This is a genomic window from Streptomyces sp. NPDC027663, assembly GCF_055566415.1.
In genome coordinates, this window is sequence record NZ_JBVHSK010000002.1 from 294028 (window position 1) to 306196 (window position 12169).

A 12169-nucleotide genomic window follows, 5' to 3' on the forward strand; every position below is an offset into this window, starting at 1 on the left:
CCGACCAGGGCTCAGCTCCCCCGGATCACCTGAGTGACTCCGTTGATGATCTGCTGCACGGCGATCGCGGAGAGCATCATGCCCGCGAGCCGCGTCACCAGGACGACACCGCCGTCCTTGATGACCCGGATGATCAGCAGCGAGTAGCGCATCACCAGCCACAGCACGACGTGGATCGCGAGGATCGCGGACCACACCGAGACCTGCGTGGCCACGCTGTCGGCCTTCTGCACGGCAAGGATCACGGACACGATGGCACCGGGCCCCGCCAGCAGCGGCATGCCCAGCGGCACGAGGGCGACGTTCACGTCCTTGGTCTGCTTGGGCTCGTCGGTCTTGCCGGTGAGCAGGTCCAGCGCGATCAGCAGAAGCAGCAGCCCGCCCGCGATCATCAGCGCGGGCACGGACACGTGCAGGTAGTTCAGGATCTGATGGCCCAGGACGCCGAACGTGGCGATGACACCGCCCGCCACGCACACGGCCTGGAAGGCCATGCGCTTCTGCACCTTGGCCGGCCGTCCGGCGGTCAGGGCGAGGAAGATCGGGGTGATCCCGGGGGGATCCATGATGACAAAGAGGGTCAGAAACAGAGAGCCGAAGATGGCGACATCGAACATGGTGGTGCTACAGGCCTTGCTGGGAGAAGAAGTGATTCGGGCGTGAGGGCGGCGTGAGCCGACGCGGAACGGCCCCGGGGGGCCTCAGGCTCCGCCGGTACCGGGGACCGGGAACGCCCCGGTGGCCCGCCGCGTGATCTCCCCGTACACCTCGGGGTCGGTCGTGTACGCGCCCAGCGCCACGGTCTTGCGGCTGCCGTGGTAGTCCGAGGAGCCCGTGACCAGCAGTCCCAGTTCCTTCGCGAGGCCACGCAACCGGGCCCGGGCGTCGGGGTCGTGGTCCATGTGGTCGACCTCCAGACCGTCGAGGCCGGCGTCGGCCAGTTCGGCGATGCGGGACTCCGGCACCGTACGGCCGCGCTTGGCGGCGGCCGGGTGCGCGAACACGCAGACCCCGCCCGCGGCCTTCACCAGCCGGATCGCCTCGAAGGGGTCGGTCTCGTGCTTCTCCACGAAGGCCCGCCCGCCGTCGGCCAGCCAGTCCTCGGTGAACGCATCGCTCACGGTGCCTACGACACCCAGCTCGACCAGCGCGGTCGCGACATGCGGACGCCCGACGGAGCCGCCGGCGGCGATCCGCTCGACCTGTTCCCAGGTGACCGGCACGCCCAGCGCGTTCAGCTTGGCGATCATGCCCTTGGCCCGCGGCACCCGGTCGTCCCGGACCAGCTCCCGCTCGGCGAGCAGGGCAGGCTCCTCGGGGTCGAAGAGGTAGGCCAGCATGTGCATCGAGACGCCGTCGACACGGCACGACAGCTCGGCACCGGTGACCAGGGTGACCCCCGCGGGCAGCGCGGCGATCGCCTCGCCGTGGCCCCGGGTGGTGTCGTGGTCGGTCAGCGCCACGACGTCGAGCCCCGCCGCAGCGGCATTGCGCACCAGTTCGGCCGGGGTGTCCGTGCCGTCGGAGGCCGTGGAGTGACAGTGCAGGTCGATGCGCACAGCAACTCCAGACGGGTGGCACGGGAAGGGACACTCAAGGATAGCCGGGTTTTCCACCCCGGCTGTCACACCCGCTCCCGGGGAGCGCCCCCTACGACAGCCGGTCCTCGGGGCACGGGAAACCGCGCGGGCAGGCACGGAGCATCGGCAGTCGCCCGCGTACAGCACCCGGCACCCCGGCAGGCGTCACGGCCGGAGCAGGCGCGGCGACAGCGCCCCGCAGGGCACCAGGTCTATCTCCGCCCCCGCGTCCCGCAGGTCGGTCAGCACCAGCTCGTCGTACATCAGCAGCCCGGCCTGCTCGGGCCACATCACTGCCCACAGCCACATCCCGAGCGCCTCGCCGGCGAAGACGGCCCGGTCGTCGGGGGTGCGGAAGACGTGCCAGAGCGGGGTCGGCCGGCCCGCGGCCAGCACCTTGGCCTGCGGCGGCTTCTCGACGTTCATGTAAGACCCCGGATCGGGGCCGTCGATGCCCGCGTAGTGCGCACCGAGGCCGACACCCAGTTCCTCGGCGATCAGGATCAGCTCACCGGGACCGCCGAGCGGCCCCGGGCCCGAGCAGGCCACGGCGGTCGCACGGCCGCCGCTGCGGTCGTCCCCGGCGTACGCCACACCCGTGAACAGCCATCCGACCGGCAGCGGCCACGGCATCCACACCGGCACCTGGGTGCGGTGCACCACCACGTTGAGCGCCTCGACGCTGGGCGGGATCACAGGCTGCAGCGGATAGACGGTGCCGTGCACATCGCACTGCCACGAATCGGCGAAGAGACCGGGAGCCCTGACCCGGCCACCGCACCTCGGGCAACTGGGTTCGCCCCTCATAGGGCTCCACGGTCCTACCCCTGCCCGCCCACGTCAAGGACGATCACCCGTCCGGACGGAACACCTGACCGGACACAACTAGATGTACGCCACAGCAATCAGGCCGGTCAGGCGTGTGGGACAGCCGTGTCCCGGCTCCTGCGACCGCACGTCGCCCACCGCGCCGGTCTTCACGCCGTGCGCGCCGAACACGGCCCCGCCCCACACGGGTGCGGTGTTCTTCGCCCGGAGCGTGCCGCTCGCCGTCTTCTCCGTGATCGCCGCCCCGCGCTCTTCACCAACTGGCCCAGTCCCGCCTTGCGTTGGTGAGATCGGTCACGTGGGCGTCAGTCCAGCGGAACGGCCGTGCGGGCGGGATCCCTCAGGTCCGTTCCGTTCGCGAGCCAGCGCTCCTGGAGGGCCTGGGCGCCGTGCACCCGCTTCCAGGCGGCCTCGTTCGGGGTCATCGGCAGCAGCGGCAGGAACCGTACGGGGTCCATCGGCGCGTCCAGCTCCAGATCCTCGACGAGACCACCGGGCTCGCCCACCAGGACCGAGGTGAAGGGGGCACCGGGCCACAGCGGATCGCCGACGTCCAGAGAGGCGCCTGGGGTCACCACCAGACCCTCGACCTGCGGGGAGGCGGCCAGGACGGCGAGCGGGCGGAGCACCTTGTCCGTGTCGGCGAGGCCTGCCCGGACCGACAGGACCAGCTCCGCGCGAGGACCCTTGACCGGGTCGGCGAGCATCGCGGTGGGGTCCGTCATGGGGTGCGCGGACATGCCGAGGGAGGCGTAGCGGACGACGTCCCCCTCGCTGAAGCGCAGCACCTCGATGCGGTCCGTGCCGAGAAAGGTGACCGCGGCGCGCGCGTCCGGTTCGCCCAGCGCAGTGGTCAACCGAGCCTCGACCAGAGGAAGAACATCAACCATGCGGTGAGCATAGAACTCGTCAGCAGCGGGCAAAGCGGCACCTTGACACAACAGGCGGCTGCTACGCTGAGCCGGTGGTTCGGGGCAGCACGCTGAAGCGTCGCTATCGAGTCCCGACGCCGATGAGACTCCCTTACGAGGGACCGGCCGGAGGAGGTGGGGCTGTCATGGATCGAAGTCGACCGTGCAGTACCACTCGCTCTTCCTGCCGCTGATGTAGTTACTGGCTGGCTGCCGCCTTCCCGTGCGCGTCGCCGTTCGGAAGAGCACTTCGTTTCGCTTTGCCTGATCCGTCTGATCGTCTGATCCGCCCGATCTGAATCAGTTCTGCATCAGTAGCGAAGTCGCCACCGCAACGGTGCGGTGCTCCCCGCTTTGTGGACGTGCCAAACATGCACGGGCAGACGTCCCCATTCCGGGTAGTTCCACCCGATGCCGGCGCACTTTCGCTGCCCGCCCGCGAAGGAGCCTGCCCATGTCGATGATCCGCGACCTGCGCGCCGTGGTCCGCCCGTCGTCCCGTGTGTCACTGCGCAAGGACACCGGCGCCTCGTACGACACCACCCGCGACCCGGCCACGCCCTCGGCCGTCGTGGACTGCGCCGTCTACCGTGACGGCGCCCGCGTCGCGAGCGAGAAGCCGCTGAGTCCGCACGAGGCGATGCGGCTCGTACGCCGCGACGGCGGCTTCGTGTGGATCGGGCTGCACGAGCCCACCGAGGCGGAATTCTCCGGAATCGCACGCGAGTTCGGGCTGCACCCGCTGGCCGTCGAGGACGCGGTGCAGGCCCACCAGCGCCCGAAGCTGGAGCGCTACGACGACTCCCTCTTCACGGTCTTCAAGACCATCCACTACGTCGAGCACGACCAGCTCACCGCCAACAGCGAGGTCGTGGAGACCGGCGAGGTCATGTGCTTCACCGGCCGGGACTTCTTCATCACCGTCCGGCACGGCGGCCAGGGCTCGCTGCGGGCGCTGCGGCACCGGCTCCAGGACGACCCCGAGCTGCTCGCCAAGGGTCCCTCGGCCGTGCTGCACGCCATCGCCGACCACGTCGTCGACGGCTACATCGCGGTCGCCGACGCGGTGCAGGACGACATCGACGAGGTGGAGACCGAGGTCTTCTCGCCCGGCCGCAAGGGCGGGGTCTCGCGCGGTGTGGACTCGGCCCGGATCTACCAACTCAAGCGTGAGGTGATGGAGTTCAAGCGGGCCGTGGCGCCGCTGCTGCGGCCCATGCAGCTGCTGAGCGAGCGGCCGATGCGGCTGATCGACCCGGACATCCAGAAGTACTTCCGGGACGTCGCCGACCACCTCGCCAGGGTCCAGGAGCAGGTGCTGGGCTTCGACGAACTCCTCAACTCCATCCTCCAGGCCAACCTCGCGCAGGCGTCCGTGGCGCAGAACGAGGACATGCGCAAGATCACGTCCTGGGCCGCGATCATCGCCGTGCCGACGATGGTGTGCGGGGTGTACGGCATGAACTTCGACCACATGCCGGAGACGCACTGGCGGTTCGGCTACCCGGTCATCATGGCCATCACCGGGGTCATCTGCCTCGGCATCCACCGCACGCTGAAGCGCAACGGCTGGCTGTGAGCGGGTCCGGACCGCCTGGATAGGCTGGGGGCCATGACAAGTGAGCTGCTCGACCGGGCCCTCATCGAGGAGGCCTCGAAGAAGTCCGGCCTGATCTGGGTCAGGGGCGCGGGTGCCCCGGCCGCGCGTGCGCTGTGGCACGTGTGGCACGAGGGCGCCGTGTGCGTGGTCGGCGACGGGCCCGGTGAGCAGCCGCTGGAGGGGCTCACCGCGGGTGGCTCGGCCGAGGTGAGCGTGCGCAGCAAGGACAAGGGCGGCCGACTGGTGACGTTCCCGGTGTCCGTGGCCGAGCCGGCGCCCGGCTCGCAGGAGTGGGAGGCGATTGTCGCCGAGCTGAAGGGGAAGCGGCTGAACGCTCCCGACGGCGAGGAGATGCCGGCCCGCTGGGCCCGCGAGTGCCGGGTGCTCCGCCTGGTGCCGACGGGCTCCGTGACACCGGTACCGTCCGACAGCCTGGCCGAGCGCCCCGTCCCCACACCGGCCACGACCCGCCGCCCGGTCCCGGCGAGCCTGCCGAAGCTGCTGCTCAAGCGCCGGAAGAGGAAATGAACGGCGGACGCCGAGCGGGTTCGGCACCGCCCATGCCGTCCCGGCCCCGCTGCTACGACGCCGGCAGTTGTCTGCCGTAGTCGACCGTGTCCGTCCTGGCCGGTGGGGTGACGGCGAAGTCCTTGCCCCAGTCCGAGAAGCGGAGCGTCCCCGCGCCGCCCGCGCGGACCAGACGGAGCGGGTACGGCTTGCCCTCCAGGGAGACGTCCAGCGTGCCGCCGGAACCCTTGTCGCCGGTGATGCGGATCGTGCGGGTACCCGACTGATCGGCATGGTGGCCGTCCGTGGCCAGGGTGCCGTGCAGCGTCAGCAGCCCCTCGAGGAGGACGTCCTTGTCCGTGAAGCCGCTGAACTTCTTGTACGCGGGGTCCCCCTGCGGCACTTTCACGTACTTGCCGTCCAGCTTGCCGGTGGCTCCGTCGTCGCCGTCGGCGTGGTTCCAGAAGTCCGCGTCGGCCTTGAGATACAGCTGCTCCCCGATCCGCAGCAGCTTGAAGGTGGCCCCCTGCGAGGCCACGGACCCGGTCCCGCCGTCGTCCTTCAGCTGCATGTCCAGCCGGTACGTACGGCCACTGGTGACCACGGTCCCGGACAGCCGTACGGCGGGCGCCGCGTCCGCCGCGGACCGCGTCTTCGCCTGGATCTTCGCGGCGGACAGCTTGCCGACCCCGTTCGTCCCCGCGTCCGGATCGTCGTCACCAGCGCATCCCGACAGCACCATCACCCCCGTCACGGCCAGTGCGCAGCTCGCGGTCACCAGCGCGGACCGGCGGGTACGGCCCTGGGGAATCGCAGTCACAGGTGGGGTCGCCTTTCTGACGGTTCCTGAGCGGCGTACCGCAGCGTACCGGTGCCCCGGCCACCCGGCGGAGCCAGTCCGTCCGGACCGCCCACCAGGGCGTATCCGACCGGTACGGGCTAGCCTGAAGCGCACCTGAGCGGGCACGTCCGAGCAGATCCCACGCAACAGCAGTTCCAGCGATTCCCAGGCAAAGGAAGCAGAGCCATGGCAGCCGGCGCCCCCCGGATCTTCGTCTCGCACATCGCCGGGGTTCCCGTCTTCGATCCGACCGGTGACCAGGTCGGCCGCGTACGCGACCTGGTCGTGATGCTGCGCGTGGGCCGCAGACCTCCCCGTGTCCTCGGTCTGGTCGTCGAGCTGTCCAACCGGCGGCGCATCTTCCTGCCCATGACCCGGGTCACCGGCATCGAGTCCGGGCAGGTCATCACCACCGGGGTGGTGAACGTCCGGCGCTTCGAGCAGCGGCCCACCGAGCGGCTGGTCTTCGGCGAGCTGCTGGACCGGCGCGTGACGCTGGTGGAGACCGGCGAGGAGGTCACCGTCCTCGACGTGTCCGTGCAGCAGCTGCCCGCCCGCCGCGACTGGGAGGTCGACCGGGTCTTCCTGCGCAAGGGCAAGAAGGGCGGCGCCTTCCGGCGGGCCAAGGGCGAGACGCTGACCGCCGAGTGGTCGGCCGTCACCGGGTTCTCGCTGGAGGAGCACGGACAGGGCGCCGAGAGCCTGCTCGCCACCTTCGAGCAGCTGCGCCCCGCCGACCTCGCCAACGTCCTGCACCACCTGTCCCCGAAGCGGCGCGCCGAGGTCGCCGCCGCGCTGGACGACGACCGGCTCGCCGACGTGCTGGAGGAGCTGCCGGAGGACGACCAGATCGAGATCCTCGGCAAGCTCAAGGAGGAGCGAGCGGCGGACGTGCTGGAGGCGATGGACCCGGACGACGCGGCCGACCTGCTCTCCGAACTGCCCGAGGAGGACAAGGAACGGCTGCTGAGCCTGATGCAGCCCGCCGACGCGGCCGACATGCGGCGCCTGATGTCGTACGAGGAGCACACGGCCGGCGGTCTGATGACGACGGAGCCGATCGTGCTGCGGCCGGACGCCACCGTCGCCGACGCGCTCGCCCGGGTCCGCAACCAGGACCTCTCCCCCGCCCTCGCCGCCCAGGTCTACGTCTGCCGCCCGCCGGACGAGACCCCGACCGGCAAGTACCTGGGCACGGTCCACTTCCAGCGGCTGCTGCGCGACCCCCCGTACACCCTGGTCAGCTCGCTGGTCGACGACGATCTGCAGCCCTTGGACCCGGACGCCACCCTGCCGCTCATCGCCGGGTTCTTCGCCACCTATGACATGGTGGCCGCACCCGTGGTGGACGAGTCCGGCTCGCTGCTCGGCGCGGTGACCGTGGACGACGTACTGGACCACATGCTGCCCGACGACTGGCGGGAGACCGAGTTCCATCTGGACGAGTCGGGGGAGGAGGCGCCCACGCATGGCTCCTGAGCGCGAGTCCGCGACCCGTGAACGTCATCCGGCGGGCGCCACGGCCACCACCCGGCCCCGGGCGCCCCGGCTGGACCAGCCGCGCCCGCCGCGCCGGCGGTTCCTGCCCGAGTGGGACCCGGAGGCCTTCGGCCGGCTCTCGGAGCGCATCGCCCGGTTCCTGGGCACCGGACGCTTCATCGTCTGGATGACGGTCGTCATCATCCTGTGGGTGCTGTGGAACGTCGCCGCGCCGGTGGCGTTGCGCTTCGACCAGTACCCGTTCATCTTCCTGACCCTGATGCTGTCCCTGCAGGCCTCCTACGCGGCCCCGCTGATCCTGCTCGCGCAGAACAGGCAGGACGACCGCGACCGGGTCAACCTGGAGCAGGACCGCAAGCAGAACGAGCGCTCCATCGCCGACACCGAGTACCTGACCCGGGAGGTCGCCGCGCTGCGCATGGGCCTGGGCGAGGTGGCCACCCGCGACTGGATCCGGTCCGAGCTGCAGGACCTGGTCAAGGAGTTGGAGGAGCGCCGCCGCCACGAGGGGCACGCCGGTCACGTCGTATTCCCGGCGGAACGGGCAGAACGCCCGCCAGGACGTGACACAGACGACCGTTGAGGGGCATCCCGGACGCCCGGTGCAGCGCCGTACCATCGTCCTTATGGCTACGGAAGACGCGGTGCGCGAGGCACTGGCGACGGTGAACGACCCCGAGATCAACCGACCCATCACCGAGCTGGGGATGGTCAAGTCGGTGGAGATCGGCGCGGACGGAGCGGTCGCGGTCACCGTGTATCTGACGGTGTCCGGCTGTCCGATGCGTGACACGATCACGCAGCGCGTCACCGAGGCGGTCTCCCGGGTCGAGGGCGTCACCCGCGTCGACGTCACGCTGGACGTGATGAGCGACGAGCAGCGCAAGGAGCTGGCGGCGGCCCTGCGCGGCGGCCAGGCCGAGCGCGAGGTGCCCTTCGCCAAGCCGGGCAACCTCACCCGGGTCTACGCGGTCGCCTCCGGCAAGGGCGGCGTCGGCAAGTCCTCGGTGACGGTGAACCTCGCCGCGGCGATGGCCGCCGACGGCCTGAAGGTCGGTGTCGTGGACGCCGACATCTACGGCCACAGCGTGCCGCGCATGCTGGGCGCCGACGGCCGCCCCACCCAGGTCGAGAACATGATCATGCCGCCGTCCGCGAACGGCGTGAAGGTCATCTCCATCGGCATGTTCACCCCGGGGAACGCCCCGGTCGTCTGGCGCGGCCCGATGCTGCACCGCGCCCTCCAGCAGTTCCTCGCCGACGTGTACTGGGGCGACCTCGACGTCCTTCTGCTGGACCTCCCGCCCGGCACCGGTGACATCGCGATCTCCGTGGCCCAGCTGGTCCCGAACGCCGAGATCCTGGTCGTGACGACCCCGCAGCAGGCGGCGGCCGAGGTGGCCGAGCGCGCCGGCTCCATCGCCGTACAGACCCACCAGAAGATCGTCGGCGTGGTCGAGAACATGTCCGGCCTGCCCTGCCCGCACTGCGGCGAGATGGTCGACGTCTTCGGCACGGGCGGCGGCCAGCTGGTCGCCGACGGTCTGACGCGCACCACGGGCACGACCGTCCCGGTCCTCGGCAACATCCCCATCGACGTCCGCCTCCGCGAGGGCGGCGACGAGGGCAAGCCGGTCGTCCTGACCGACCCGGACTCCCCGGCAGGCTCGGCCCTCCGCGCCATCGCCGGCAAGCTGGGCGGCCGCCAGCGTGGCCTGTCGGGCCTGTCCCTGGGCATCACCCCGAAGAACAAGTTCTGACATCGGGCGCCTGTGAGCCTGCGGCTCCGCCATCGGTCATGCCTGACCGGCGGCGGAGCCGTCGACGTTCGCTCTCATCGGCTGTCCCCTGCCGCTTGCCCTCTCGTCGGGCACGCCGGGGGCAGGACTACGAAGTGGTGCGAACGGCGGCGTCGAGCACTTCCGACTGGGCGTCGACGAGATCGCCCGGGATGCTCGCCCGCGCCCGGGGAGCAGTGGAGACGGCCTTGTAGACCGCGAGCGTGGACCCGTGACGGATGACGGCCACGCTGACGGGGGACTTCAGGCCGTCCGCACCGGGCTCGACAACCCACTTGAGGCGGAAGGCGACCCCTTCATCGCCCCGCGGGGGAGCCTCGGTGACTTCGACGTCGTCGTACGCCATCCGCATGGCACCCGTGCCCACCGTGTATTCCTTGCAGGACTTCAAGCCCGCACGGAGCGCCTTCATGACGCGAGAGGCGTCCGCTGAGCGATACGACACCAGGGTGAGGATCGCAAAGTGGCCCGTCGTGCCTGCAACACGCCGCACGCTCCCCACAGGAGGGTAGCCGCTGGCTCCCTCCACTGCGGCGCTGACCGGGGCGCACCCGGAAGGGGCGGTGTCGGTACGGCGTGCGGCACGGACGACGCCGTTGCCCACACCTCTCGTTCCCGCTCCGATCTCTGCCACGTGGACTCCGGGAAGATCATGCGCGTCCACCACGGCGTCTTCGAGCTGCCGCTGAGACAGCACAGGCGCATTCCGGTCCGCGCCTCGGCCGACCGTCTCCCTCGGGGCGCCCGCGTCCTGCCTGCTGCCGCACGCCGTCACGCCGATGACCGTCAAAGCCACGAGCGCCATGTGTCTTCGCCCGATGACCCTGCTCATGATCCCTCCCCTTGTCCGCACGGTGACGAGGAACGATACGACAGGTCACCGGGTGTGATGTGTGGGCGGGAGCGATACGACAGGTCATCGGGTGTGGCGGGGGAGCCTTTGCCGTAAGAGGTGCGGACGCGTGGCCAGGGGCGCGGGAACTGCGCGACCGGCCACGACGAATCCGCACCCGCCGGGCTTCACCGGGCGTTGGGCCGAAGGGGCGCCGAACCATGCCGGCGCCCCTCCGTCACGCGTATGCGGAAACGTCCTTCACCACGGCGAACCCCAGGCCGTACGCGCTCATGCCCCGCCCGTACGCCCCCAGGTGAACCCCCGCCTCGGTCGTACCGGCCAGCACCCACCCGAACTCCGACTCCCGGTAGTGGAACGACGCCGCCACGCCGTCCACCGGAAGAGAGAGCTTGGACCACTCCGGCCCCTCGAGATCGTCGGCCAGCGCCCACGCCGTCTCCGTCTGCTGCTCCAGCCAGTCGTCCCGCAGGCTGTGATCCATCTGCCCGGGCCAGGTGAACGACAGCAGCCCGACCCCGGCCAGCCACGCGGCGGAGGACACGGAGGTGGCCTCCAGCAGTCCCGTACCGTCGGCGCTCCTGCGGGACGGCTGCGCGGCGACGGTGACGACGACCGCGAACTTCTCCCGCGGCTCACCGGCGGAGCCCGCCTCTGCCCGTACGGAGGGCTCGTCCCCGTGCCCGATCGATCCGTGCTCGACGGCACCGTCGGCCGCCGTGCCGACCTGCATCAGCCAGCGCGGCCCCGTGAAGGCCTCGTCGAGGCCGTACCACGGGAAGGGCGCCTGCAGGTAACCGTCGACCGTTCGCCGGGCGGAGGGGAGCTGCTGCCCGCCCTCCGCGGCCGGCGTCTGCGCGCCCACCCGACTCGTCGTCTCCATCTGCCCGGACGCCTCCTCGCTCTCGTCGGACCGGGGCGGCCCGCCCCCCTTCGGGCGTACTCGTCCGGTCCGCACAACAACTCGGCAGCATATCCACACCGGTGAGACCGGCAGGGCAGGCGCTGGATGCGTGGGTCGTGCGAACGGCCTGTTCGGGCCGCGTGCGACGGGTGTGCGCTATGAAACGCGTCACGTGCGCGGCGTACACCGGCGTGCGTGTCGGAGGAGCGGTCCGAGAACGAGTCGACGGAGCGGGCCGCGATCCTGCCGCCGCGGAAGGCCCTGCGTGGTGACGCCCGAGCGCAGCGGCGTCAGGTGGCGTCCGCGTCGTGGGGCGGCGGCGTCAGGGTGGCGTCCGCGTCGTGAGGCGGCGGCGTCAGGTGGCGTCCGCGTCGTAGGGCGGCCGCTCGTCTCCGGGCGTCTCCGGCTTCTTGGTCATGTCGATGCGGCCGCCGGAGGAAGCCGCGGAGGACGCCCCGCCCTCACGGCTGTTGACCGCGTCCGTGACCTCGGCCATCTCCTTCTTCAGGTCGAAGCCGTTGCGGATCTCCTTCAGCCCCAGTTCCTCGTTGTCCAGCTGCTTGCGGAGGAATGCCTTGGGGTTGAGGTCCTCGAACTCGAAGTCCTTGAACTCCGGGCCGAGTTCGCTGCGGATGTCCTGCTTGGCACTCTCGGAGAACTCGCGGATCTTCCGGACCGTGCGCATCACGTCCTGGATGACCTTCGGGAGCTTGTCCGGACCGAAGACGAGCACGGCGAGCACGATGATCGTCACCAGCTCCAGTGGTCCTATGTCATTGAACACCTGACGCTCCTTGCGATGTCCTCGGTCGCTCAACGGTACCCGGCGTTCCTGTCCGACCGGTA

Annotated in this window: 13 protein-coding genes; 5 read left to right on the top strand and 8 right to left on the bottom strand. The window is 70.5% G+C overall.

Annotated features, from left to right (window positions below; all coding sequences use genetic code 11):
• Positions 1-11: 11 nt before the first annotated feature.
• The 4 genes from ACZ4SF_RS06190 to ACZ4SF_RS06205 all read right to left on the bottom strand — a co-directional run bounded on the left by ACZ4SF_RS06190 (position 12) and on the right by ACZ4SF_RS06205 (position 3298).
• A complete protein-coding gene (locus ACZ4SF_RS06190) occupies positions 12-617 on the bottom strand; it encodes a MarC family protein (RefSeq protein WP_468378902.1) in 606 nt (201 codons plus the stop codon).
• Between the two features lie 84 nt (positions 618-701).
• Positions 702-1559 carry a PHP domain-containing protein gene (locus ACZ4SF_RS06195; RefSeq protein WP_468378905.1) on the bottom strand — a complete coding sequence of 286 codons (858 nt, stop codon included), beginning with the start codon at positions 1557-1559 and terminating at the stop codon, positions 702-704.
• A gap of 186 nt (positions 1560-1745) precedes the next feature.
• On the bottom strand, positions 1746-2387 hold the full coding sequence (locus ACZ4SF_RS06200) for a DUF6758 family protein (RefSeq protein WP_468378907.1): 642 nt from the start codon (positions 2385-2387) through the stop codon (positions 1746-1748).
• 326 nt (positions 2388-2713) lie between these two features.
• Positions 2714-3298 carry a suppressor of fused domain protein gene (locus ACZ4SF_RS06205; RefSeq protein WP_468378910.1) on the bottom strand — a complete coding sequence of 195 codons (585 nt, stop codon included), beginning with the start codon at positions 3296-3298 and terminating at the stop codon, positions 2714-2716.
• A 475-nt stretch (positions 3299-3773) separates the two neighbouring features.
• Here ACZ4SF_RS06205 and ACZ4SF_RS06210 point away from each other — a divergent pair, with 475 nt between their 5' ends.
• Both ACZ4SF_RS06210 and ACZ4SF_RS06215 read left to right on the top strand, forming a co-directional pair.
• A complete protein-coding gene (locus ACZ4SF_RS06210; protein ID WP_468378913.1) occupies positions 3774-4898 on the top strand; it encodes a magnesium and cobalt transport protein CorA in 1125 nt (374 codons plus the stop codon).
• 33 nt (positions 4899-4931) lie between these two features.
• Positions 4932-5447: a hypothetical protein gene (locus tag ACZ4SF_RS06215; protein WP_468378916.1), complete on the top strand. Its 516-nt coding sequence runs from the start codon at positions 4932-4934 to the stop codon at positions 5445-5447.
• Positions 5448-5499: 52 nt separating this feature from the next.
• On the opposite strand, the gene ACZ4SF_RS06220 is transcribed toward ACZ4SF_RS06215, so the two are convergent.
• Positions 5500-6246 (bottom strand): hypothetical protein, encoded by a 747-nt coding sequence (locus ACZ4SF_RS06220; protein WP_468378918.1) that lies wholly within the window; start codon positions 6244-6246, stop codon positions 5500-5502.
• 207 nt (positions 6247-6453) lie between these two features.
• On the opposite strand from ACZ4SF_RS06220, the gene ACZ4SF_RS06225 reads away from it, so the two are divergent.
• The 3 genes from ACZ4SF_RS06225 to ACZ4SF_RS06235 are packed head-to-tail and all read left to right on the top strand — an operon-like array spanning position 6454 to position 9527.
• Positions 6454-7746: a magnesium transporter MgtE N-terminal domain-containing protein gene (locus ACZ4SF_RS06225; RefSeq protein ID WP_468378921.1), complete on the top strand. Its 1293-nt coding sequence runs from the start codon at positions 6454-6456 to the stop codon at positions 7744-7746.
• Positions 7736-8350: a DUF1003 domain-containing protein gene (locus ACZ4SF_RS06230; RefSeq protein WP_468378924.1), complete on the top strand. Its 615-nt coding sequence runs from the start codon at positions 7736-7738 to the stop codon at positions 8348-8350. Before ACZ4SF_RS06225 ends, ACZ4SF_RS06230 begins: the two co-directional genes overlap by 11 nt.
• A gap of 43 nt (positions 8351-8393) precedes the next feature.
• On the top strand, positions 8394-9527 hold the full coding sequence (locus tag ACZ4SF_RS06235) for an Mrp/NBP35 family ATP-binding protein (protein ID WP_201826746.1): 1134 nt from the start codon (positions 8394-8396) through the stop codon (positions 9525-9527).
• 127 nt (positions 9528-9654) lie between these two features.
• Here the strand turns inward: ACZ4SF_RS06235 and ACZ4SF_RS06240 are convergent, their stop codons facing one another.
• From ACZ4SF_RS06240 to ACZ4SF_RS06250, 3 genes are all read right to left on the bottom strand, one after another.
• Entirely contained in the window at positions 9655-10398 is a 744-nt protein-coding gene (locus ACZ4SF_RS06240; RefSeq protein WP_468378927.1) for a hypothetical protein, read from the bottom strand.
• Positions 10399-10636: 238 nt separating this feature from the next.
• Positions 10637-11302 (bottom strand): hypothetical protein, encoded by a 666-nt coding sequence (locus ACZ4SF_RS06245; RefSeq protein WP_468378930.1) that lies wholly within the window; start codon positions 11300-11302, stop codon positions 10637-10639.
• A gap of 376 nt (positions 11303-11678) precedes the next feature.
• Positions 11679-12107 carry a sec-independent translocase gene (locus ACZ4SF_RS06250; RefSeq protein ID WP_468378933.1) on the bottom strand — a complete coding sequence of 143 codons (429 nt, stop codon included), beginning with the start codon at positions 12105-12107 and terminating at the stop codon, positions 11679-11681.
• Positions 12108-12169: the final 62 nt, after the last annotated feature.